The sequence below is a fragment of the Nocardioides sp. JS614 genome, from assembly GCF_000015265.1.
Lineage (GTDB): Bacteria > Actinomycetota > Actinomycetes > Propionibacteriales > Nocardioidaceae > Nocardioides.
Genome location: NC_008699.1, coordinates 1827464 through 1850589, shown reverse-complemented (window position 1 = coordinate 1850589; position 23126 = coordinate 1827464). Strand labels below are relative to the sequence as shown.

23 protein-coding genes are annotated in these 23126 nt (G+C 70.6%); 11 read left to right on the top strand and 12 right to left on the bottom strand.

Annotation, left to right across the window (positions count from 1 at the left end; genetic code table 11):
• Nucleotides 1–209 precede the first annotated feature (209 nt).
• Both NOCA_RS25710 and NOCA_RS10215 read left to right on the top strand, forming a co-directional pair.
• Nucleotides 210–1454: an HNH endonuclease signature motif containing protein gene (locus NOCA_RS25710; RefSeq protein WP_011755201.1), complete on the top strand. Its 1245-nt coding sequence runs from the start codon at nt 210–212 to the stop codon at nt 1452–1454.
• 470 nt (nt 1455–1924) lie between these two features.
• The gene (locus NOCA_RS10215) at nt 1925–3298 is read left to right on the top strand and encodes a hypothetical protein (RefSeq protein ID WP_140404177.1); all 1374 of its coding nucleotides are present in this window, start codon (nt 1925–1927) and stop codon (nt 3296–3298) included.
• 61 nt (nt 3299–3359) lie between these two features.
• Here the strand turns inward: NOCA_RS10215 and NOCA_RS10210 are convergent, their stop codons facing one another.
• Nucleotides 3360–4268 carry an LCP family protein gene (locus tag NOCA_RS10210; RefSeq protein ID WP_011755199.1) on the bottom strand — a complete coding sequence of 303 codons (909 nt, stop codon included), beginning with the start codon at nt 4266–4268 and terminating at the stop codon, nt 3360–3362.
• Entirely contained in the window at nt 4268–4858 is a 591-nt protein-coding gene (locus NOCA_RS10205; protein ID WP_011755198.1) for a hypothetical protein, read from the bottom strand. Before NOCA_RS10205 ends, NOCA_RS10210 begins: the two co-directional genes overlap by 1 nt.
• Nucleotides 4859–5071: 213 nt before the next feature.
• On the opposite strand from NOCA_RS10205, the gene NOCA_RS10200 reads away from it, so the two are divergent.
• Nucleotides 5072–8863, top strand: a complete 3792-nt coding sequence (locus NOCA_RS10200) for a multifunctional oxoglutarate decarboxylase/oxoglutarate dehydrogenase thiamine pyrophosphate-binding subunit/dihydrolipoyllysine-residue succinyltransferase subunit (RefSeq protein ID WP_011755197.1) — start codon at nt 5072–5074, stop codon at nt 8861–8863.
• A 2-nt stretch (nt 8864–8865) separates the two neighbouring features.
• Entirely contained in the window at nt 8866–9042 is a 177-nt protein-coding gene (locus tag NOCA_RS27815) for a DUF6104 family protein (protein WP_011755196.1), read from the top strand.
• 88 nt (nt 9043–9130) lie between these two features.
• Here NOCA_RS27815 and NOCA_RS28440 read toward each other — a convergent pair whose 3' ends face one another.
• Nucleotides 9131–9616: a sulfatase-like hydrolase/transferase gene (locus NOCA_RS28440; protein WP_041546451.1), complete on the bottom strand. Its 486-nt coding sequence runs from the start codon at nt 9614–9616 to the stop codon at nt 9131–9133.
• Nucleotides 9617–9767: 151 nt separating this feature from the next.
• Here NOCA_RS28440 and NOCA_RS25705 point away from each other — a divergent pair, with 151 nt between their 5' ends.
• The 3 genes from NOCA_RS25705 to NOCA_RS10180 all read left to right on the top strand — a co-directional run bounded on the left by NOCA_RS25705 (nt 9768) and on the right by NOCA_RS10180 (nt 11126).
• The gene (locus tag NOCA_RS25705) at nt 9768–10424 is read left to right on the top strand and encodes an acetoacetate decarboxylase family protein (RefSeq protein ID WP_011755194.1); all 657 of its coding nucleotides are present in this window, start codon (nt 9768–9770) and stop codon (nt 10422–10424) included.
• A gap of 4 nt (nt 10425–10428) precedes the next feature.
• Nucleotides 10429–10842, top strand: coding sequence for an MmcQ/YjbR family DNA-binding protein (locus tag NOCA_RS10185; RefSeq protein WP_011755193.1), 414 nt, complete (start codon nt 10429–10431; stop codon nt 10840–10842).
• An 83-nt stretch (nt 10843–10925) separates the two neighbouring features.
• Nucleotides 10926–11126, top strand: a complete 201-nt coding sequence (locus tag NOCA_RS10180) for a DUF2188 domain-containing protein (protein WP_041546450.1) — start codon at nt 10926–10928, stop codon at nt 11124–11126.
• 129 nt (nt 11127–11255) lie between these two features.
• Here NOCA_RS10180 and NOCA_RS10175 read toward each other — a convergent pair whose 3' ends face one another.
• A complete protein-coding gene (locus NOCA_RS10175) occupies nt 11256–11492 on the bottom strand; it encodes a hypothetical protein (RefSeq protein ID WP_011755191.1) in 237 nt (78 codons plus the stop codon).
• A gap of 80 nt (nt 11493–11572) precedes the next feature.
• Here NOCA_RS10175 and NOCA_RS10170 point away from each other — a divergent pair, with 80 nt between their 5' ends.
• A complete protein-coding gene (locus NOCA_RS10170) occupies nt 11573–12226 on the top strand; it encodes a TetR family transcriptional regulator (RefSeq protein WP_049774299.1) in 654 nt (217 codons plus the stop codon).
• Here NOCA_RS10170 and NOCA_RS10165 read toward each other — a convergent pair.
• From NOCA_RS10165 to NOCA_RS10150, 4 genes are all read right to left on the bottom strand, one after another.
• A complete protein-coding gene (locus NOCA_RS10165) occupies nt 12201–12884 on the bottom strand; it encodes an SDR family oxidoreductase (protein WP_011755189.1) in 684 nt (227 codons plus the stop codon). The genes NOCA_RS10170 and NOCA_RS10165 overlap by 26 nt on opposite strands.
• On the bottom strand, nt 12881–13858 hold the full coding sequence (locus NOCA_RS10160) for a zinc-binding dehydrogenase (RefSeq protein ID WP_011755188.1): 978 nt from the start codon (nt 13856–13858) through the stop codon (nt 12881–12883). Before NOCA_RS10160 ends, NOCA_RS10165 begins: the two co-directional genes overlap by 4 nt.
• A gap of 19 nt (nt 13859–13877) precedes the next feature.
• Complete coding sequence (locus tag NOCA_RS10155; protein ID WP_011755187.1) at nt 13878–15068, bottom strand: NAD(P)-dependent malic enzyme; 1191 nt, start codon at nt 15066–15068, stop codon at nt 13878–13880.
• A 100-nt stretch (nt 15069–15168) separates the two neighbouring features.
• Nucleotides 15169–15510 carry a S24 family peptidase gene (locus tag NOCA_RS10150; RefSeq protein WP_011755186.1) on the bottom strand — a complete coding sequence of 114 codons (342 nt, stop codon included), beginning with the start codon at nt 15508–15510 and terminating at the stop codon, nt 15169–15171.
• 87 nt (nt 15511–15597) lie between these two features.
• Here NOCA_RS10150 and sodN point away from each other — a divergent pair, with 87 nt between their 5' ends.
• Complete coding sequence (sodN, locus tag NOCA_RS10145) at nt 15598–15999, top strand: superoxide dismutase, Ni (RefSeq protein ID WP_011755185.1); 402 nt, start codon at nt 15598–15600, stop codon at nt 15997–15999.
• Between the two features lie 29 nt (nt 16000–16028).
• On the opposite strand, the gene NOCA_RS10140 is transcribed toward sodN, so the two are convergent.
• Both NOCA_RS10140 and NOCA_RS10135 read right to left on the bottom strand, forming a co-directional pair.
• Nucleotides 16029–17165, bottom strand: a complete 1137-nt coding sequence (locus NOCA_RS10140) for a tyrosine-type recombinase/integrase (RefSeq protein ID WP_011755184.1) — start codon at nt 17163–17165, stop codon at nt 16029–16031.
• 58 nt (nt 17166–17223) lie between these two features.
• The gene (locus tag NOCA_RS10135) at nt 17224–17466 is read right to left on the bottom strand and encodes a helix-turn-helix domain-containing protein (RefSeq protein WP_011755183.1); all 243 of its coding nucleotides are present in this window, start codon (nt 17464–17466) and stop codon (nt 17224–17226) included.
• 98 nt (nt 17467–17564) lie between these two features.
• On the opposite strand from NOCA_RS10135, the gene NOCA_RS25700 reads away from it, so the two are divergent.
• On the top strand, nt 17565–18179 hold the full coding sequence (locus NOCA_RS25700) for a helix-turn-helix domain-containing protein (protein WP_011755182.1): 615 nt from the start codon (nt 17565–17567) through the stop codon (nt 18177–18179).
• A 14-nt stretch (nt 18180–18193) separates the two neighbouring features.
• Here NOCA_RS25700 and mobF read toward each other — a convergent pair whose 3' ends face one another.
• Entirely contained in the window at nt 18194–20794 is a 2601-nt protein-coding gene (mobF, locus tag NOCA_RS10125; protein WP_011755181.1) for a MobF family relaxase, read from the bottom strand.
• A 446-nt stretch (nt 20795–21240) separates the two neighbouring features.
• Between mobF and NOCA_RS27810 the strand changes: the two genes are divergently transcribed.
• Nucleotides 21241–21396: a hypothetical protein gene (locus tag NOCA_RS27810; protein WP_172419901.1), complete on the top strand. Its 156-nt coding sequence runs from the start codon at nt 21241–21243 to the stop codon at nt 21394–21396.
• A gap of 336 nt (nt 21397–21732) precedes the next feature.
• Here the strand turns inward: NOCA_RS27810 and NOCA_RS10115 are convergent, their stop codons facing one another.
• A complete protein-coding gene (locus tag NOCA_RS10115) occupies nt 21733–22962 on the bottom strand; it encodes an IS110 family transposase (RefSeq protein WP_011755180.1) in 1230 nt (409 codons plus the stop codon).
• Nucleotides 22963–23126: the final 164 nt, after the last annotated feature.

Here is a 23126-nt window from a genome sequence, read left to right as displayed (position 1 = left end):
CGACCCGGGCGGCCGAGCTCCGGCCTTGTGGTCGGCATCTGGTTGCGGTCTCGGCGGCAAACGGGACAGGTGCGCGTCGGGTCGCGGTGTGCTCCCGGGTCACCAGCCAACCCCTCTGGCCGTGCTCGAAAATGGTTTCGATCACCTGTTGATTTTTCGAGCACATGTTTGATATCATGTTCACACGCAACACTTCTCGGGAGCGTCCTATGACCGCACTGGCCCAGCCACGACACCAGGTCTCCCGCGCCCTCGCCCAGGTCCATGCCCTGCTCGACGAGATCACCGAGGCGTCCTTGTGGTCGATGGACCCGGCCGAGACCGCCGCCACCCTGGTCGAGGCCACCCGGGCGTGCGCCCGGGTCGCCGAGCTCGAGGCCCGGGTCACCACCCACGCCACGAGCGTGGAGGTCGCCGAACGGGCCGGGGCGACGTCGCTGACCTCCTGGTGGGCCCACGCCACCCGACAGACCCATGGGACCGCGGCCGCCAAGACCCGGCTCGCCGCCGGTCTGGGTCGGCACGGCCTGGTCCGTGACGCGCTGGCGGCCGGGCAGGTGCTGGTCGACCAGGCGGCGGTGATCATGACCGCGGTCGACGCCCTGCCCGACGACGTGGACCCGGTCCTGGTGGAGGAGGCCGAGCGGCACCTGATCGGCCAGGCCGCCCACTTCGACGCCCACGCGCTACGCCACCTCGGCAAAGGGCTCCTGCACGTCATCGACCCCGACACCGCCGACGCCCACTACGCCCGACTCCTCGACGCCGAAGAACGCGCCGCCACCCACAGCACCCGGCTCACCCTGACCGACCACGGCGACGGCACCACCCGACTCCGCGGCACCCTGCCCACCGCCCAAGCCCAAGCGCTGAAGAAGCAGCTGATGGCCTTCGCCGCCCCCAAACACCGCGCCGCGGTCAACGGCGGCCTCGGGGAGCGGCTGCCCGGCCCCGAACGGCTCGGCCGGGCCCTGTGCGAATGGATCGAGCGCTACCCCACCCACCGGCTCCCCCACGCCGGCGGCGTGTCGGCCACCGTCGTGGTCACCATCCCGGTCGAGACCCTCCTCGGCGGCCTCGAACCCGGCGTCCTGGACACCGGCACCACCATCTCACCCAGCCAAGCCCGCCGCCTCGCCTGTGAAGCCGCGATCATCCCCATGATCCTCGACGGCGACTCCCAGCCGCTGGACGTCGGACGCCGACGCCGGTTCCACACCAAAGCCCAACGCCTCGCGATCGCCCACCGCGACCAGACCTGCACCGCCGACGGCTGCGACTGGCCCCCCGGCCTGTGCCACATCCACCACAACAACCCCTGGGCCGCAGGCGGCTCGACATCCGTCAAAGACGGGCGGTTGCTGTGCCCCAAACACCACACCCGCGCCCACGACCCCACCTACCGGATGACCCAACTCCCCGGCGGCAAGATCGCCTTCACCAGACGGACATAGACCGACCCTCGGCCCGCCGCCACCACCCGACGACCACCGACGACGACCACCACCCGCCGGCGGACACCCGACGGCCACCACACCCCCGCAACCGCGGCGACCCGCCCCGGAGCGGGCGAGGCTTGACGGATGGCGACGGCGGGTCGATGCTCCGTGGGCGCACCGGCCGTCGATCCGCTGACGTCCCGCGTCGATCGGCATGGGATCGGGACCGTAGCGAGCGATTCCGGCCGAGTGGGGCGATGAAAACGGCGACTTCACCGAGGGGTTACGCACGGGTAGGAAATCGGCCGGATTGGTCTTGACCGGCGGCGTCTTTCTCGCTTCGCCCCCTCCCCAGCGATCGAGCACACACGCACAATCGTGGCCAGAAACCGCTCGGTGGGACCACCGACATGGGATCAGACAAGCCGCGGCCGACGGGGAGGGACGCAGCGGCTCCGGCAACGAAAGCAGGACACGCAGTGAACATGTCCCTCAAGAGGGCGATCACCACCCTCACGGTCTGCGCAGCCGGCCTCGCCGGCGCCCTCGTGACCACCACGCCCGCCGACGCGCACAAGGCCTCGGACGGGGATCGCCTCGTGAAGACGAACCTCGGCTACAAGGGCACGGCGTACGGCACCAAGGTGATCATCGACGGCGTCGAGATCCGCAACGCCAAGGAGGCGTTCGCACAGCAGCGCTGCACCCGCTACGCGGGCCGCACCGTGCTCAAGAACTCGACGCTCTCCCTTCCCGACAACGAGCTGGTCAAGGTGTCGGCGGCGACCAGCCACACCGAGACCTACGCGAAGGACGGCCTGAACGGCGTCCGCGGCACCAGCACGATCGCCGACCTCGCCCTGGGCGGCGAGTTCCAGGGGACCCAGACCCCGACCCTGTCTCTCAAGGGCCTCACGTCGGTCGCCGACGCCTTCCGCAAGGCGGACGGCACGTTCGGCCACCAGGAGTCCTTCAGCTTCGAGGGTCTGAGGATCGAGAACCTGCCTGAGCAGATCCCCCAGGAGCTGCAGGACCTGCTGGACATCCTCGGGTCCACCAGCAGCGACCTCGTCACCCAGGTGCTCGAACTGCTCACCTCCGTCACCGGGAACACCATCGAGATCCCGGGTCTCGGCAGCATCGGCCTGGCCGGGGTGAAGTCCGGCTCCGCCGGGCCGCACTCCGCGGCGTCGCAGACCTACGCGCTGCGGCTCCTGGTCAACGCGACCGGGCACGACACCGTCATCACCCTCGGCCGGGCGCGCACGGCGATCTCCGAGCCGGTGCCGGCGGGCGTCTTCCACTCGCGGGCGATGGGCCTGGAGATGTTCGGCGGCAACGATCTGCTCCGCCTCGGCGGCCTGCAGGAGCAGTCGCTCAACTGCTCGGGCAGCAACGGCAAGGTGAAGACCCACAAGATCGCCGACGCCCGGGTGCTCGGCGGCCTGGTGAACCTGACCGGCATCGAGTACCGGCTGATGGGTGACCAGTTCCGCAACGGCTCGGCCAACGGCTTCGTCGCCAGCAAGATCGGCTCGCTCGACATCCCCAGCCTCGGCCTGGTCATCGACGGGATCACCTCGAAGGTCGCGATGCGCAAGCCGCAGGACACGACCAAGGTCAAGCGCGTCATCACGACCGGTCTCGCCAAGATCACGCTCGACGGCGAGGAGGTCAAGCTGCCCAAGCCGGGTGAGACGGTCGACCTCGGCGACGGCAACACCCTCCAGTACCGCGTGGTCAAGCAGAACTGGACCGGCGCAGAGGTCAAGGCGCTGGTGCTGACCCTGCCCGGGCTGATCCCCGGCGGCTCGATCCTCGAGCTGGGCTGGGCCGGCGGTCACATCATCCCGAACTGATCCACCGTTCCCTCGGGTCGAACGCTCCACCTCCGACGCTCGGGCACTGCTGTCCTCCGGGTCAGCAGTGCCCGATCGTCGCGTCGTTCCGGGCCGCGTTGCCGAGCCGGCGGGCCATGCCGACGTTCGGCAGCACCACGCTCGCGCCGCCGATGCTGCCGATCCCGCCCTGCACGACGCAGGTGGTGATCTTGTGCGGGTCGACGTGCGCGACCACCTGGGCCAGCCGGAACAGCTCGACCGGTGAGAGGTCGGTGTAGAGGTGCTGCATCACCGACAGCACGCCTCGCTCGATGAAGCCGGGGACGTGGGCACGCGCCCGCACCCTGGCCTGGATCCCCCGCAGCACCCGCTGCTGGTTGGCCGACCGGTCGAAGTCGCCGCGGATCAGGTTGTGCCGGATCCGCGAGAACGCCATCGCGTCGTACCCGCCCAGGTGGATCCTGCCCTTCCGGAAGCCCTTCGGCTTGAGGTAGGTGTCGTCGAAGGCGACGGGGTTGTCGACGGTGATGCCGCCGATGTCCTTGACCATCGCCTGGAAGAACTTGAACCGGCTCACGAACACGTAGTCGGGCTGGACGCCGACCAGGTTGCCGACGGTCTGCCCGAGCAGCTGGGGGCCGCCGAAGTAGAGGGCGGCGTTGATCTTCTCGAAGCCGTGGCCGGGGATCGAGACCCACGAGTCGCGGGGCACGCCGATCGCCGAGGCAGCACCGGTGCGGGTGTTCATCCCGATCAGCTGGAGGGCGTCACCGCGGGTCCGGGTCATGTCGTGACCCGGCCGGGCATCCGAGCCGACCGCGAGGATCCAGACCACGTCCGGGGTCAGGTCGACGCCGTCGGCCCGGTTCACCTTCACCAGCGCGACCTCGGTGCTCTTCACCGCCGAGTCCGGCACGACGAGCGCCGCGATCGCCAGGACCAGCCCGATGGTCCCGAGCCGAACGAGCTTGTGGAAGCGTGCTGACATCACCGGGTCCCCTTCGTCATGTCGTAGCCGAAGATCCGCCAGGCGCGGTCGGTGCGGGTCAGGTAGAGCCGCCCCTGCACCCGGACGTCGCGCTCGAGCCTCCCGCTGGTCCGGAAGCCGAGCAGCACCCGGGCGGTGACCCCGACCGCCCGCTTCCGGACGGCGAGGACGTCGATCCGCACCCGGCTGCGCCGGGCCTGCACGCCGTCGATCCGCTGGCCGATGTCCTCGTTGCTCATCAGCGCCCGGTCGCCATGCGCCTCCTTCCGCGCCCCGGGCGTGAACCCGGGCCAGGACGTGGAGAAGTCGCGCCGCGGGTAGTCACCGCCGAGGTACGCCGCCCGCGTCCAGCCGTCCACGAGCTCGCGGACCTGGCCTGCGAGCCTGGTGCGCTCGACCCGCGGGAGCGAGCCGGTGACCCGCCCGAAGCTCACCACGGTCTCGACCTTCGAGACGGTGGCGGAGCCGGCCGGCTGCGACTGCGGCTGGTCCGCGGGCTCGTCGTCCCCGCCGCTGCACGCGCCCACCCCGAGGGCCAGGACGAGGGCCACCACGATCGCGGCGGACAAGCGCCGCTGGGGTCTGGTCATGGCTGCGGGACTCCCTCTCTCGGGTGCTGTCTCAGGTGCTCTGTCCGGTGCGGTCCGGGGTGTCGGTGGAGGGCGGTGTCCGCGACCCCACCATGACCCGAACCACACCACGCCGTCCGACCACCCCGGCAGTCTGCATTTGCTGGGGCGCTGGACTAGCCTTGCCGATTGAACTACTCCCCCGCGCACGTACCGGAAGAGGCGAATCAACCCGTGCCGCATTCCCCAGGCAGTCAGTCCGACGTCCCCGCCCAGCAGTTCGAGGGGGCCGACTTCGGCGCCAACGAGTGGCTGGTCGAGGAGATGTTCGACCAGTACCAGCAGGACCCGGACAGCGTCGACGCTACCTGGGCCGAGTACTTCCGGGCCACCGGCTCCGGCGCGGGCACCAACGGTACGTCGCAGCCCGCCGCCCGCGCCAGCGCGCCCGCCCAGCCGGCCGCCGCGCCGGCCCCGAAGCCGGCCCAGCAGCCCGCGCAGCAGGCGGCCCCGCAGCCCGCCCAGCAGCCCGCCGGGCAGCCCGCGCAGGACACCGCCGCCAAGCCGGCGCCGGCCCCCGTGGCCAAGCCGCGGCACACCGCGAAGGCCGCCGAGCCGGCCAAGGGCACGGCCAACCCGGTGCCCAAGGAGTCGCGTCCCGCGACCCCCGCGCCGACCACCGACCAGCCGACCTACACCGTGCTGCGCGGCGCGCCCGCGCGGACCGCGCAGAACATGGACGCCTCGCTGACCGTGCCGACGGCGACCTCGGTGCGCTCGGTCCCGGTGAAGCTGCTGTGGGACAACCGCACGGTCATCAACAACCACCTCGCCCGGGCCCGCGGCGGCAAGGTGTCGTTCACCCACCTGATCGGCTACGCGCTGGTCAAGGCCGTCCGCACCATGCCCGAGATGAACGTCGGGTTCGACACCGTCGACGGCAAGCCCAACCAGATCACCCCGGCGCACATCAACCTCGGCCTCGCGATCGACCTGCAGAAGTCCGACGGCACGCGGCAGCTGGTGGTGCCGAACATCAAGTCGGCCGAGACGATGGACTTCGCCGGGTTCTGGACCGCCTACGAAGAGATCGTGCGCAAGGCCCGCGACAACAAGCTCACGGTCGAGGACTTCCAGGGCACGACGATCAGCCTGACCAACCCCGGGGGCATCGGCACCAGCCACTCGGTGCCGCGGTTGATGAAGGGCCAGGGCGCGATCGTCGGCGTCGGCGCCATGGAGTACCCGCCCGAGTGGCAGGGCGCCTCCGAGGACGCGATCGCACGCAACGCGATCAGCAAGGTGATGACCCTCACCTCGACGTACGACCACCGGGTCATCCAGGGCGCGCAGTCCGGCGAGTTCCTCAAGCGCGTGCACCAGCTGCTGCTGGGCCAGAACGGCTTCTACGACGAGATCTTCCGGTCCCTGCGGATCCCCTACGAGCCGATCCGCTGGGCCAGCGACATCTCCACCAGCCACGACGACGAGATCAGCAAGCAGGCCCGGATCCTCGAGTTGATCCACGCCTACCGCGTGCGCGGCCACATGATGGCCGACACCGACCCGCTGGAGTACCGCCAGCGCAGCCACCCCGACCTCGAGGTGGAGTCACACGGGCTGACCCTGTGGGACCTCGACCGTGAGTTCGCGACCGGCTCGTTCGGTGGCGAGGGCCGCCGGTTCATGAAGCTGCGCCAGATCCTGGGGATCCTGCGCGACTCCTACTGCCGGACCATCGGCATCGAGTACATGCACATCATGGACCCCGAGCAGCGCCGGTGGCTCCAGGAGCGCATCGAGGTGCCGCACACCAAGCCGCCGCGCGAGGAGCAGCTGCGGATCCTGCTCAAGCTCAACCAGGCCGAGGCGTTCGAGACGTTCCTGCAGACGAAGTTCGTCGGCCAGAAGCGCTTCTCCCTCGAGGGCGGCGAGACCACGATCCCGGTGATCGACGAGATCTGCGAGGCCGCCGCCGAGGCGGCGCTCGACGAGGTCGCGATCGGCATGGCCCACCGCGGCCGGCTCAACGTGCTCGCCAACATCGTCGGCAAGAAGTACTCCCAGATCTTCCGCGAGTTCGAGGGCAACATCGACCCGCGCACCGTCCAGGGCTCCGGCGACGTGAAGTACCACCTCGGCGCCGAGGGCGAGTTCGAGGCGGGCTCGAAGGACCGGATCAAGGTCTCGGTCGCCGCGAACCCCTCCCACCTCGAGGCGGTCGACCCGGTGCTCGAGGGCATCGCGCGCGCCAAGCAGGACGTCCTGGACCGCGGCGCGGCGTACCCCGTGCTCCCGCTGCTGGTGCACGGCGACGCGGCCTTCGCGGGCCAGGGCGTGGTCGCGGAGACACTCAACCTCTCCCAGCTGCGCGGCTACCGCACCGGCGGCACCATCCACGTGGTCGTCAACAACCAGGTCGGGTTCACCACCTCGCCCGGCTCCTCGCGCTCCTCGCTCTACGCCACCGACGTGGCGCGGATGGTGCAGGCCCCGATCTTCCACGTGAACGGTGACGACCCCGAGGCCTGCATCCGGGTCTCCCGGCTGGCCTTCGAGTACCGGCAGGCGTTCAACAAGGACGTCGTCATCGACCTCGTCTGCTACCGCCGCAGGGGCCACAACGAGGGCGACGACCCGTCGTACACCCAGCCGCTCATGTACGACCTGATCGAGCAGAAGCGCTCGGTCCGCAAGCTCTACACCGAATCCCTCATCGGTCGTGGCGACATCACGATCGAGGAGGCCGAGCAGGTGCTCCGCGACTACCAGCAGCAGCTGGAGCGGGTCTTCACCGAGGTCCGCGAGGCCAGTTCGCAGCCCTCGGAGTGGACCACGGTCCCGGACTACCCGGAGAAGCCGGTCGGGCAGGCCCAGACCGCCGTCGGGCCGGACGTCCTCAAGCGGATCGCCGACGCCTACGTCACCCCGCCCGAGGGCTTCACCGTGCACCCCAAGGTGATGCCGCAGCTGCAGCGGCGGGCCGCGGCCATCGCCGACGGCCCGATCGACTGGGGCACCGGTGAGGTGCTCGCGTTCGGCTCGCTGCTGATGGAGGGCCGGCCGGTGCGGCTGGCCGGCCAGGACTCGCGGCGCGGCACGTTCGTGTCGCGGTTCGGCACCATCATCGACCGGGTCAACGCCGACGAGTGGACGCCGCTGTCCTCGCTCACCGAGGACCAGGCGAAGTTCTACATCTACGACTCGCTGCTCTCCGAGTACGCCGCCCTCGGCTTCGAGTACGGCTACTCCGTGGCTCGGCCCGAGGCGCTGGTGCTGTGGGAGGCGCAGTTCGGCGACTTCGTCAACGGCGCCCAGACCGTGATCGACGAGTTCATCACCTCCGGCGAGAGCAAGTGGGGCCAGCAGTCCGGCGTCGTGCTGCTGCTGCCGCACGGCTACGAGGGCCAGGGCGCCGACCACTCCTCGGCGCGCATCGAGCGGTTCCTGACGATGGCGGCCGACGAGGCGTTCGTGGTCGCCCAGCCGTCGACTCCGGCGTCGTACTTCCACCTGCTGCGCCAGCACTCGCTGGGCGAGGAGCACCGCCCGCTGATCGTCTTCACCCCGAAGTCGATGCTCAAGCGCAAGGACGCCGCCTCGCACCCAGGCGAATTCACCTCGGGCACGTTCCGGCCGTTCATCACCGACGACCAGGCCGATCCCGACCAGGTGGACACGCTGCTGCTGTGCTCGGGCCGGGTGACCTGGGACCTGATGGTCGAGCGCGGCAAGCGCGAGGACGGCGGGCGCTTCGCGATCGCCCGGGTCGAGCAGCTCTACCCGCGCCCCGAGGCCGAGATCCGCGAGGAGATCGCCCGCTTCCCCAAGCTCAAGGCGGTCCGCTGGGTCCAGGACGAGCCCGCGAACATGGGGCCGTGGCCGCACTACCAGCTCGCCGTGTGGCCGCACGTCGACGCCCGCGTCGAGCTGGTCTCGCGGCCCGAGTCCTCCTCCCCCGCCGTCGGCACGGTCAAGCGGCACACCGAGGAGCAGAAGGACCTGATCCAGAGGGCGTTCGCCTGACGATGTACTTCACCGATCGCGGCATCGAAGAGCTCGAGAAGCGCCGGGGTGACGAGGAGGTCACCCTGGCCTGGCTCGCCGACCGGCTCCAGGAGTTCACCGACACCCACCCGGAGTTCGAGACGGCGGTCGAGCGGTTCGCCACCTGGCTGGCCCGCCTGGACGACCCGGAGGACTAGCGGGGACGCGTCAGCGGACTCGCTGATGGTGGTCGAGCAAGGCGCGCGACCGAGCCTGCGAGGTCGCGACCGCCGTGTCGAGACCCAGTCAGCCTGACCGCTCATCCAACGCGTCGAACCCGCGCTCCACGTGCGCGACGAGGTCGCCTCCGTCGCGCAGCCAGGCGGTGATGGCGGAGCGGAACACCGCGACGCCCACCGCGGCGAGGACGTCGGCGGCCGGCTCGCCCCGTTCGGCCAGTGCGGACGCCACCGTGTGCTCCCAGGACGTGATCGTGTCCAGGACGCGGCCGCGCAGGGCCGGTGAGGAGGCGGCCGCCCGCTGGCGCAGCCGGACCCGGTCCCGGCCGTGGTAGCCCGGGAAGCCGAGCGCAGCCTCCTGGGTTACGCCCATCCCGACCGCATGGTGGTTGCGGCCGGTCAGCAGCGCGGCCCGGGTCGCCGAGCAGACCGAGGTGACGTGGAAGCGCTGATAGCGCAGGCCGTCGGCCGCGACCCGGTCGATGTTCGGGGTCTCGAAGCCGGCGCCGAAGCAGCCGAGCTGCGCGAACCCGACGTCGTCGACCACGACCATCAGCACGTGGGGGGCGCCCGACGCCGCCCGTGGGTAGCCGACGAAGCGGGGCTCGGAGGTCGCGGCTCGGGAGGTCAGGCGCTGGCACCCGAGGATCCTGTCACTTGACTGACACTCTTGTCGGGGGCCGCGATGGGGAAGGATGCCGGGCATGGCCGAGCCGACGACCGATCCGCACCAGTCCTCAAGAACCTCCCCGTCGACGAGCTACCCGCCCGCGCCGTGGCGGATGGTCGGCCAGCTCTGGCTCTCCCTGTTCCGGGTCGGTGCGCCGGTCGACGAGCTCCGCCCTGCCGGGGTCTACGGCGTGGCCTTCGTCAGCTACGAGCCCGGGAGCCCGCTGACCTACTCCGAGCTGCTGGTGGCCCGACCGGTCAGCACGGGCGCTCACGGACGCCGCGTGAGCATCACCGACATCTGGGTCGACTCCCCCGCGTCCGTGGCCGGCGGTCGCGAGCTGTGGGCGATCCCCAAGGACCTGTGCGACTTCGAGCTCGACAGCGTGCGCCGCGGCCCGCTCACGACGACCGACTGGTCGGCGACGCTGGGCCGGCACCCGATCGCGAGCGCGTCGTTCACCGACGTGTCGAAGGCGATGGCGCGGCTGCCGTTCAAGGGCGGCACCTGGCAGCCGGGCATCGAGGACACCGCCGGCCAGGAGCGCACCGCCACCCTCCAGGGCTCGTCCAAGGCGTTGCCGTGCCGCGGTCGCTGGGACTTCGCCTCCGACGGCCCGCTGGGGTGGCTTCGCGAGGCCCGCCAGCTCGCCTCCTTCCGCCAGGCCGACTTCCGGATGTCGTTCGGCTGAGTCCGTGCCGCACCGCCTGGAGCCGGCACCAGACGTCGTACGCCGGCTCGCCGCCATCGCCCGGCCCCTCCCGGACTCCTACGAGGAGGATGCCTGGACCGGCGTGCGGTGGCGGGTGCGGAAGCGGACCTTCGCCCACGTCATGGTCGCCCAGGAGGGCTACGAGTCGTCGTACCGCGACATCACCGGCGACCCGGAGCCGCGCACGGTGCTGACCTTCCACGCCACCGGCGACGAGCTGCTCGCCCTCACCCACGCCGGGCTGCCGTTCTACCGCCCGCCCTGGTCGCCGACCGTCGTCGGCCTGGTGCTCGACGCGAGCACCGACTGGACAGAGGTCGGGGAGCTTGTCACCGAGAGCTATCGTTGCCGCGCACCCCAGAAATTGGTGAGGCTGCTGGACCGAGCGGGTCCGTGACCACCGGTCGCCCCCACCGTCGAGTGCATGAACGGCTTCGCCGCGCCCGCGGTGGGACCGGCACGCACAGAGGGAGGAACCGGATGAGCGTGGAGACCTACTTCGAGCACGACGCCTGGCACAACTGGGACAGCGTCGAGGGTGAACTCCCAGGGACGCACGAGACCCAGGAGGGCGCGGTGGCCGCCGGCGGCGACGAAGCACGCCGGCGCGGGGTGGAGCACGTCATCCGGAACGCTGCCGCCGTTGTCGAGGAGATCCGTCGGTACGACGCACGCGGCTGAGCGCACGGGCAGGGCCCCGTGAGCTGCCGCTGCGTGAGTGGTGGCTCCGGGGCCGTGCCGCGTGCACTCACCCAGTGCCCGCACCCGACAGCTCCCGAACCCACCCGATCGGGTGGACTTTCGTCCGGGTCAGTCGTCGTCGCGCTCGCCCGGTGCCCCGCCCGGCGACCCGTGCTCGGCGGTCGCCTTGCGAGCGGAGTCGCGGATCTCGAAGACCTCGGTCGCGAAGCCACCGATCGCGGACGCCACGTCGCGGACCGCGCCCGTGAGGATGGTGGCGACCTGGCCCGCGGTCGAGGCCGCGGCCTCGACCGTGCCCTGGATGGCGTCCTTGCGGATCTCTGAGCTGCTCAGGCGGTCGCGCATGGCACCAGTGTCACCTGCGCACGCCCGCGTCGGAAGGGTCGGCTCCCTCACAGGGAGACGCGCACCACTAGCCTGACGTCATGCCTGAGGTGACGGCGGGGAGCGCGGCGGCGGAGCCGATGTCGCGCATGGCCCGCAAGGAGCGCACCCGGCGGGCGATCCTCGACGCGGCCCTCGAGCTGTCCTCGGAGACCACGATGGCGGCCCTCTCCTTGCGCCAGGTGGCGAAGGAGGTCGGCATCGTGCCGACCGCGTTCTACCGGCACTTCGACTCCGTCGAGGCGCTCGGGGTCGCGCTCGTCGACGAGTCGTTCGTGTCGCTGCGCACGATGCTGCGCGACATCCGCCGCGGCGACCCGGCCCTGGCCGACATCGTCGACCGCTCGATCGGGATCCTGGTGGACCACGTCCACCAGCAACGCGCGCACTTCTCGTTCATCGCCCGGGAGCGGGCCGCCGGGTTGCCGGCGGTGCGGCGCGCGATCCGGGACCAGATCGCGTTGTTCGAGCACGAGCTGGCCAGCGACCTGGCCCGGCTGCCGGGCACCGACACGTGGTCCGCGCGCGACCTGCGGATCCTCTCCGACCTGATCGTCACGGCCATGGTCTCCACCGCCGAAGCGATCCTGACGGCCGACGGCCCGGCCGCCGAGCAGGCGCTCGTCGAGCAGGCGCGGGTGCAGCTGCGGATGGTGCTGATCGGCGCCCTCAACTGGCGCTCGGGCCCGGCCTGACCACCACTTCCGGGATCGTCGCGTCGGCCGGCAGGTCGAGCACGTGCAGGATCGTGTCGGCGACGGTCTCGGGCCGGACCCACCGGGCGGCGTCGTACTCCCTGCCCTCCTGCCGGTGCACCTTCTCCTGCATCGGCGTGGCCGTGCGACCCGGGAAGACGGTGCTCACGCGGACGCCGTGCTCCGCCTCCTCGGCGCGCAGTGCGTCCGCGAGGGCGCGCAGCCCGTGCTTGGAGGCGGCGTACGCCGACCACGACGGGTGGGCGGTCCGCCCGGCACTGGAGTTGACGAAGACCACGGTGCCGCGGCGGGCACGCAGCGCGGGGAGTGCCACCCGGGTCAGCGCGGCGGGCGCGACCAGGTTGACCCGCAGCTGCGAGGTCCAGTCCGCCACCGAGAGCGCGGCCACGGCGCCCAGCTCGACGACCCCGGCCGCGTGCACCACCGAGTCCAGTCCGTCGGGCAGGTCGAGCGACTCCACGGACTCCGGCCGGGCCAGGTCGGCCACGAGGACCGTCGCGCCGGCGTAGGCCGTGCGCAGCTCCGCCGCCCGCTCCGGTGAGCGCGCCAGCAGGACCAGGTCGTCGCCGCGCTCGTGCAGCCGGCGGGCCAGCTCCGCGCCGATGCCCGACCCGGCCCCGGTGAGGAGGTGGATCATCGGGTGAAGACGATCTTCCCGAACTGCTCGCCCTCGAGCATCGCTGCGAAGCCGGCGCGGGCCTCGGTCATCGGCAGCGTGCGGTCGACCAGCGGGCGCGCGCCCGAGGCGTCGAGCAGGGAGACCAGCGCGGCGAGCTCGGCGCGGGTGCCCATCGTCGAGCCGACCACGCTGAGCTGGAGGAAGAAGATCCGGGTGAGCTCGGCGTCGTCGACGTCCGGCCCGGAGGTGGTGCCGGACGTGACGATGCGCCCGCCCGGGCGCAGTGAGCGGATGGAGTGCGCCCAGGTGGCCTTGCCGACGGTCTCCATGACGGCGTCGACCTTGACCGGCAGCCGCGCTCCGGACTCGAAGGCCTCGTGCGCGCCGAGCTCGAGCGCGCGGGCGCGCTTGGACTCGTCGCGGCTGGTCACGAGCACGCGCAGCCCGGCCGCCCGGGCCAGGGTGATCACGGCGGTCGCGACGCCGCCCCCGGCGCCCTGCACGAGGACGGTCTCGCCGGCGCGCAGCTCACCGCGGGTGAACAGCATCCGGTAGGCCGTGAGCCAGGCGGTCGGCAGGCAGGCGGCCTCCTCGAAGGACAGCGAGGCCGGCTTGGGGACGACGTTGCGGCGGGGTACGGCGACCCGCTCGGCGAACGTGCCCTGGTAGCGCTCGGAGAGCAGCGACCGCTTCGGGTCGAGGGTCTCGTCGCCGGTCCAGGACGGGTCGCTGATCACCGCGTGGACGACGACCTCGTTGCCGTCCTCGTCGTACCCGGCGGCGTCGCAGCCGAGGATCATCGGCAGCGCCTCCTCGCGCAGCCCGACCCCGCGCAGCGAGAACAGGTCGTGGTGGTTGAGCGAGGCGGCCTTCACGGTGACCGTGGTCCACCCGTCGGGGATCCCCGAGTCCGCTGGATCCGGGCGCTCCCCCACCTGCAGGGCGGAGAGCGGGTCGTCCTTGGAGAACCGGTCGGCGTAGACGGCGAACATTGTCCGAACCTACCCGTCCCTACCGGCGGGCCACCCCGTCGCGCCGTGCGGCGTCCGCCACAGCCGCCGCCACCGCCGGCCCGACCCGGGGGTCGAACGGCGACGGGATGACCATGTCCTCGGCGAGCGCGTCGCCGACCAGGTCGGCCAGCGCCTGGGCCGCGGCGACCTTCATGCCCTCGGTGATGGCCGTGGCGTGGACGTCGAAGGCGCCCCGGAAGATGCCGGGGAAGGCGAGCACGTTGTTGATCTGGTTCGGGAAGTCCGAGCGTCCGGTCGCCACCACCCGCGCGTGCCGGTGGGCCACTTCGGGGTGCACCTCGGGCGTCGGGTTCGCGAGCCCGAAGATGATCGCGTCGGGGGCCATGGCGGCCACCCACTCCTCGGGCACGGTCCCGCCGGACACGCCGATGTAGACGTCGGCTCCGGCCAGCACGTCGGCCAGGCTTCCGGTGCGCCCGCTGCGGTCGGCGGTCAGCACCGCGAGCGAGCGCTTCACCGGGGTGAGGTCGCCGCGCTCGGAGTTGAGGACGCCCTTGCGGTCGGTGACGGCGAGGTCCTTGATGCCGGCCTCGAGCAGGATCTTGGCGACGGCGACGCCGGCGGCGCCGGCCCCGGAGATCACCACCCGGGTCGACTCCGGGTTGCGGCCGGTCAGCTTGAGGGCGTTGGTGAGCGCGGCGAGCGTGACGACGGCCGTGCCGTGCTGGTCGTCGTGGAAGACCGGGATGTCGAGCCGCTCCTTGAGCCGGTCCTCGATCTCGAAGCAGCGCGGCGCCGAGATGTCCTCGAGGTTGATCCCACCGAAGCTCGGCGCCAGCCGGGCGACGGTCTCGATGATCTCCTCGGCGTCGGTGGTGTCCAGGCAGATCGGCACGGCGTCGACGCCGGCGAACTGCTTGAACAGCACCGCCTTGCCCTCCATGACGGGCATCGCCGCGGCCGGCCCGATGTCACCGAGCCCGAGGACGGCGGTGCCGTCGGTGACGACCGCGACGGTGTTGGGCACCCAGGTGTAGTGCTGGGTCAGCGACGGGTCCTCCGCGATCGCCTCGCACACCCGGGCCACACCCGGGGTGTAGGCCTTCGACAGGTCGTCCGGCCCGTCGAGCGCGACGGAGGACCTGACCGCCATCTTGCCGCCCACATGGAGGTCGAAGACCGGGTCTCCGGCGTACGGATGGGGGCTCGCGGACTCTGCTTCGGCCATGACCTGATTCTGACTCTCCCGTGGGGCGGCGTGTGGGGGAGGTCCGGCTCGACGCGCAGGGGTGGTGCGCGGAACCTCGTCCTCCGGGGTTCTCCCGGCGTCAGTCTGGCACAGCGGCTCGCAGCCGGCGCGGCCGCGGCCAGATCCGAGCGGTCACGACGGCGAGGACCTGGTCGTCGGGGACCACCCCGCGGTGTCGGGAGTCGACGCCCTCGTCGGGGTTGTCGCTGAGCAGCCACCATCCCGCCTGACCGGTGCGCGTCGTACGACGCTGTGCTGCGCGCTTGACCGCGACCGTCCCGTCGGCCAGCCGGGCGACCACCACCGCGCCCGGTCGGGCCGGGCGCCGGTAGGACACCAGCAGCCGGTCGCCCGGCGCGAGCAGCGGCGTCATGGACCGACCGCTGACGACGGCGAAGCCCCAGCGCGGCCCGCGTTCCACGGCGGAAGACGCTCCTCGTCCTGCTCCTCGCACGCGGAGTAGTGTCGCAGTCGAACCCCACGGACAACCGAAGACGAGAGGATCCGCATGTTTGTGCGACTGTTCGCCCCCACCCTCGAGGTTTCCGCCCACTGCGATCTTCCCTGCGGCGTGTACGACCCCGCGCAGGCGCGCATCGAGGCGGAGTCCATCAAGGCCATCATCGCCAAGGTCGCCGACAACGACGACCCGGACTTCCGCACCCGAGCGATCCTCATCAAGGAGCAGCGCTCCGAGCTGGTCAAGCACCACCTCTGGGTGCTGTGGACCGACTACTTCAAGCCGCCGCACTTCGAGAAGTACCCCCAGCTGCACACGCTCGTGAACGAGGCCACCAAGCTGGCCGGCGCCGCCGGCACGAAGGGTGAGCTCGACGCCGGCAAGGCCGACGAGCTGCTCGCGAAGATCGACCAGATCGCCGAGATCTTCTGGGAGACCAAGAAGGCCTGATTTCGCGCGCAGGCGACTGACCTGCGCGTTTACCCCTCCGGCGCCACCTCGGTCCGCACGGAGTCCGCACGGGCTCCGAGCGGTCCGAGAGCGGCGTCGAGCACCTTCCGGGTCCGGTCCTCGTCGCCTGGCCATAGGTGGGCGTACGTCCGCAGTGTCACGACCGCCGACGCATGCCCGAGGAAAGCCTGCACCTGCTTCACCGACGCGCCCCCGGAGATCAGCGCGGAGGCGGCGAAGTGCCGGAAGGAGTGCGACGTGATCTCGGCGCCGGCGACCTTGGCTGCGTCGCTGACGAGCCTCTTCCAGCGCCGGTAGGTCAGGGGCTTGCCGAACTCGTCGGTGAACAAGGCCTCCTCGGTCGGTGGATACGAAGCGAGGTGAGCCGCGAGTGCGTCGATCACCACCTGGCCGACGGGGACCCTCCGCCGCGAGGCCTTCGACTTCAACGGAGCGATCTGATTCGTTTGCAGGCGCTGTCGCTCGACACGGATCGACCGGCGCAGGAAGTCGACATCGGACAGCCTGAGCCCGAGCAGCTCGCCGACGCGCAGTCCGGAGCCGGCGAGCACGACGGGGAGCACCTGCCATCGCTCGGCCAGCGCATCACGGACGCGATCGATCTCGTCGAGTGTCGGGACCTCGACCTCGTCGTCGTGGCCCTTCGGCAGGGCGATTCGGCGACAAGGACTGACCGCGATGACCCGATCCTCCACTGCGGCGTCCATGACACGCGCGAGCACCTCATAGATGTTCCGGACGCTTCCAGCTGACAGGGTGCGTGCCGGCTGGCTCTCGGTGGCCGGCCGAAGCTCGCGGCTCTCGAGCCACTTCACGAAGGCCTGTACGTCGCTCCGGCGGATGTTGGCGACGCGCTCGCTTCCGAGCCGCGGCAGGATGTGGAGTCGCAGCGCGTTGTCGACGATCCGCGCCGTTCCCGGAGATGAGACCTGGACCGACTGCCAACGGGTTGCATACGCGCTGAGCAACTCCCGTCCAGCCCTCGGGTCGGCCCACTCCCCCCGCACCATCCTGGCGGTCTGCTCGTCGAGCCACGCCTGGGCGTCAACCTTGCGCACGAAATGTCGGGCATGCTCTCGCCCAGTGTCGTCGCGGTATCGGGCCCGCCATCGGCCGTTCGGCCGCTTCGCGATGTTTGCTGCCATGTTGGTGGTCCTCTCGTGCTTGCTCCATCGTCTCTCCGGGATCGGACGTCTGGGACTGTCAGCGGCGGCCCTGTGCGCGGTTGGTCTGTTCGGTGAGCCAGAGGACGAGGTCGGCGCGCCAATAGCGGACGTGGCGGCCGACCTTGAAGCTGCGGGGCCCCGCGCCGAGGTGGCGCCAGTAGCGCAGGGTGCCTTCGGGAACGCGGAGGAAGGCGCAGGCTTCCTGGAGGCTGAGCATCTCGTCGCCGAGGCTCTTCGACGGGCGGCGGTTGTCGTCGGGGTTCATCTGCTGTGCGGTCATGGTGTGCTCCTCGCTGGTCGATGAGGCCAAGCGGTTCTCGACCTCACCCAGTAGGTGTGCAGGCCCTCCCAATCGATGATCAGCGATATCCTGCGGCCATGTACCCGCCGAAGACGGTCATCGAGATCGCCCGCAAGGCCGCGGGTCTGTCGCAGGCGCAGCTGGCGATGAAGGCGGGCACCGCGCAATCGTCGGTCTCGGAGTACGAGTCCCGCCGCAAGTCGCCGACCTTGGAGGTGGTGGAGCGGCTCCTGGAGTCCGCCGACGCCGAGCTCACGATCAAGCCGATCATCGACTTCGACACTCGGCAGGACCCCGAGATCGGCCGGTACGTCGTGCCCGAAAAGCTCTGGTCGGTGCCGATGCCGGACTGCTTCAGCAAGATCCAGGTTCTGGGATACCTCGCCAAGTCCCGCCGACCGCTCGTCTGGGACCTGTCGAACGAGGCCGAGCGCATCGACTACTACGCGTGGGTCATCGGGCTCGGCGCCATCGATCTGATGCTCGACTCCGTCGACGGGATCTTGTTGATGCAGGTTTGGGAGCGGCTGAACCTTCCGAGCGTGATCCGGGCAGCGTGGCAGCCTGTCGTCGACGCGGCCACCGCCCCCCAGGACAAACAGCCCCGCGACCCTGCCGGATTCAGCGCGTGGCTCGCAGGCGAGATCGGCGTCGAGTGGCGACCGGTCCGCCGGCGCAAGCCGCGTCAGTGAGTCACTGGCGGGTCTCACAGGCCGATCCCGCTGCCGGAGGACGGGACGGGTCGTGGCGGTTCCTCGACGGGCCCTTGCGCCGGCCTCCGGCGCTGCTGGCTGCCGTACCGGTCGATGGCCTCGATCGCCTGCCGCTTCGCGTGGGCCGGGCCGAGGTCGGCACGGTCGCGGGCGAAGACCTCGACCCACTGCCTGCGGGCATCCTCGACGGACTCGGCCACCAGGTGCGCGGTGTTGCGCTCCCGGCCGCGGGTCATTGCGACGTACGCCGCGGCAGCCCCGGTGGTGTCCCCGATGGCGACGTGCGCGGCATCGACGGTCTCTCCCTGTGCCCCGTGGACGGTGGTGGCGTAGGCCAGCTCGACGAACCTGTTCGCGTACTCCGCGGGGAGCAGCCGGTCACGTCCTCGTCCGCGGACGGTGAGGCTGCCGTCCTCGCCGAGGCCGGTGACGGTCCAGGTCTGCCGGTTCGCGACCCCGAGGTCGTGGTCGTTGCGGCGGGTGGCCACGCGGTCACCAATCCCGATCCGTTCACCGCGAGACGTGGTCATCGAGACGGTGGACTCGGCCGTGACTTGGCGCTGGTCACGGATTGCGGCGTTCAGGCGGGCGACCTGCTCGCGAGTGTCGGCAACGACGAGGTCACCGGCGGCACCGGCCTGGCTCAACGCGAGGTCGCGTTCGATGTCGCTGGGATGGATGACGACCTGTCCGCGGCGGTAGAGCGAGTCGAAGACCTCCTCCGGGTTGTCGCCCTTGCGCATCGTCAGGCTGAGTGCCGCGTAGTCGGGGTCGGTGAACCGGTGCACCTTCTCCAACGACACGACGGCGGTGGGGTTGGCCCACGCGATCGCGTGGTCGAGTACGCCGCCGCGTCCGACTGCGGGTAGCTGGTGTCGGTCGCCGACCAGGGCGACCCGCGCCCCGGCCTCGTCGGCGATCGTCAAGAGCGCGCGGGCGGTGTCCTGGTCCAGCATGCCCGCCTCGTCGATGAGCAGCAGATCACCGGGTCTCAGCCGGGCGGCCGGGTCGGGTGTGGTGTTGGGTCGGCGTGCCCAGTGCCCGTCGTCGTCCCAGCGCCAGCCGTGCTGGTGGATCAGCCAGGCGGCCGAGTGCCCGTCGGCGTCGGTCTCCGCGGCGGCGACCTCGGCCGCCTTCAACGTCGGCGTCACCACCAGCAGCCGATGCCCCTGCCGAGCCAGCGTGGCCTGCGCCGACCTCAGCGCGGTGGTCTTGCCGGCGCCGGCCGCGCCCTCCACGACGACCAGCGGGCCATCGCCGGCCAGCGTGCCCACGACGGCCGCCTGGGTGGGGTCGACCCGCGTCAGCCCACGCCCCTGAAGGCGGACCCGCCTTGCGGGAGTCTCGGCGCGGCAGGCGAGGCGACGCACGATGTCGCCCTCGACCGCGAGGACCTGCTGGGAGGTCAGGGCCCGGACGTGCTGGGGCACGTTCGACCGTGTGAGCAGCGGCGTACAGCGAGCGGCGGCCCGAGCCGTGACGTCCTCGGCAAGCTCGATGCGTGCCGCGGACTCCGCGACCAGATTGGTCTGTGCCAGCAGGACCTCGACCTTGCCGCGAACGTCCGCGATGTTCCATGCTGAGCGCTTCGATCCGAGCTGCGAGATCACCCAGTCTGCCGCCCCGTCCCGGTCGATCCAGGCGATCTGGGTTGCCTCGAGTGCGGCTGGGGCAGCTGGGTCGCGGTAGCCCAGGGCGCGTAGCTCGTCGTTCCACCTGGCAACCAGGTCAGCGCCATCCGTGGGGACGACCTTGTCCGGCCGCGCATCGGCCCACGCCCGCCGATCCCACATCTCACGCAGCCGCGGCCCCGGCCCCTCACCAGGATGCTCTCGCCGCCACTCGGCTTCGTACCGGTCGATGTTGCGGTGGATCTGACTGGTCCGAGCGCTGAACGCCCCGACGTAGGACGCGAGCTGCTCGATCTCCCCTGTCTCGGCGTCCAAAGTGAAGCCATGTGCGGCCAGCACCGCTCGAAACGCCGGGTTCGTGGCGACCGCTGCATGCCCGATCCCGTTGATCGCCTCGATCATGTCGCGCACACCCACCGAGTGCAGACCCCGCCACGCCCCGGCGGCGAAGACGCGGGCGTTGACCTGAAGGTGCAGATGACGGTGCGGGTCGCCGGCCCGCGACGTGTAGTGCCGGATCACCGCCGCCTCGATCCGCTCCACCGGCACCTGCACCTGTCGTCCACGCGGACCGACCCGGGTGGTCGCACGCTGGGCGACCCAGCTGATGATCTCGGCGGCGGCCTTCTCCTGGGCTCCGTCCAGCGCGATCGAGAGTTCTGGGTGCAGCGCGGCGGCCAGCGACCAGGTTTTCGGACCGTTGACGGTGACCTCGACGAAACGCAGCGCGTTCGCGTCCTCCCGGACCCGGCCCTTCTTCCGCCCGGTATCGATGTCGATCCCGGCGACCCACTGCTCATAGGTGTCGCCGTCCATCAGGCCCGCACTTGCGACACCATCCGAGGTCGCAGTGAGTCGCTCGGCGACGCCGGTGCCCTCGGCGAGGTAGTAGTCATCGGCCCACGAGCGATCACGCTCGACGTAGGCGCGCGCCGCCTTCGCCGCGCCGCGGTAGAACTTCACCCCGCCATGCACCCGGACCACCGCCCTCAACGAGGTCCGTCGACAACCAACGGACCCCTAGGAATGCCGCGTGGGCCGCCCGATCACGGGCGACCCATCTACGAACCTTCGTAGCATGCGTGCCGCTTAGACGGGGGGTTTGAAAGGCTGAAGAACGGGTCAGTGGCGGGGGATTCCGGGGACCGTGAAGAGCCAACGGTTGTCAGTCAGGCGAGGCGGTGAAGGTTACGTCGACAGCTGGGCTTGGAGCGATAGGCACGACAGCGACGGTGTCCGCGTGGAACGAGACGCCCGTGACCCCAGCGGCCTCCTCGTCCCACGCCGGGGATCGGCTACCTCAGCGGTCTATACCGGCAGGCCTCAGGGCTTGCGATGGTCTGGCGTTAGTGCTGAGAGTGTTGGGCGCGTCGGCGCTCGGCCGACGCATATCTCGGAGGGAGTTGGAGATGACGAAGGTCATCCGCCTGCTGGACAAGGTTGCCGGCAGATTTGTCGGCGAACTCGAAGCCGGCGCGTGTGTGCCGAACAATGGCGACTGTTGCGACGCTAGGAACTACATCCACAACTGCTACGGCAACTGCGTCTACTACGTCTACTGCTGACACCACGACGATCGGCCCCAGCTAGCTGGCTGTAGGTCGCGTCAAGTCTCAAGGTGGGCAGGGTCCAGCGGCTCCGGGCCGCGGAGTTGATGTTGGTGCTGTTTGGTCGGTCGTGCTGGCTGTTGGGGTGCCGGGCGCCCACGCTGACGTATGCGACCTCGCCTGTGGACGGGTCGTCTGGCTTCGTTCGGGCTGCCGCAAGGGCGAAGGACCCGGGCGCCAAGCTAGCAGCGGCATAACGTCTTGCGGCGTCTGCCATAGCGAATGCGGCGTCTGGTCCGGGTCCTTCGTGCCCACGAGCCTGACACGACCGGCCGGAGTTGTGAAGTGCTGGCCTCAGCCCTCCCGGATCCACCTGCTGGGATCGTAAGTGCTCTGGTCGCGGACCAGAGCGAACGCGATCCGGTTCGCGCGGTTGGCCATCGCGCAGGCGATGACCAGACCCTTCTTGCCACGGTCACGAAGCTGCGCACCGTAGACCTTGGCGGCGGGCTCACTGAGCCACAACCCCACTCCCAGGTCGATCAGCGCGCGACGCAGCTCGACACTGCCCTCGCGGCTGATGACACTGTCGCGACGTCTTCCGGCGGACTCGTACTGGATCGGGTTGAGTCCGGCGGTGCGGTAGATCTGCCGGTGGTTGTCGAATCGGGCCGGGTCCCCCAGGGCGCCGCCGTAGTTTCCGGCCCGGACCGCGCCCCATCCTGGGACCGTCAGCAGCGGCGCGAACGGGCTACGGGGCAGCAGTCGAGCCAGCTGCTCGGTGGCCTGGTCGACTTGCGCGTCCAGGTCGTCGAGCAGCGCGAGGTCAGCGGCAAGGACGGCGCGGGCGACAGCTGCATCGGTGGTGGGCAACGCATCGCGAGCGGCTTGGACCAGCCTGTCAGCCACGGGCCGGCGGATCTGCAGGCCCCGGGTCGCTCCGAAGCGGATGAACCGGCTGCTGCCCAACGCGGCCAGCCGTGCCGGATCGGGGAACTCTGTGGCGACAAGCCGGCCGACCTTGGTGGCCAGCACATTCGGCAGCGCCAGGGTCAGCCCGGGGAAGGTCCGGTCCAGATGTCCGAGCAGCTGGTTCTTCGTCGCTGTCCGCAACGCCACCCGGCCGACCCGATGCGCCGACCACGCCGTCAACTCCCCGAACACCAGCGAGCGGTCCCGGACCGGCTGACCGCGACCGGCCAGCAGCAGCTCGGTCATCGCCTGAAGATCGATCACGTCGGTCTTGATGGTGCGTTTGCCCAGCACCCGACGCTGCTCGGTGACATGACCCGGATTGAGCTCGAGCACCTCCCAGGTCCCCGGCCACGCCCCTGTCATCAGCAACGGCCGGTGGTAATGCCCGGCCGCCTCGATACCGACCTTGACCACCGCATCGATCGGGAGCAACCGGGCGATGTCGGCCACGACCTGTGCCAGCGACGGCCCGGTCATCGGGCAGCCGGTCCGCGGCTTGAGGAGCAATGTCCGGGTGGCATCGGTGACCGAGAACGCGAACTCAGTCTTGCCAACATCGACCGCGACGACGACCGTCGACAACGTGACCGGAACAGCCTGAACAACCATTGGACCCACCTCCGGGGGCGCCGGAAGGCCACGGCGCGCCAACGCCCGACCCTCAGATGAAGAGAACCTGTCGGTCCCTTCCAAGCACCTCCGGAGGTGTCCGTGAAGGACTACCCCGACCTATATCAGCCGATCTAGCTGGGCGCCGGTCGTCTCTACTACTC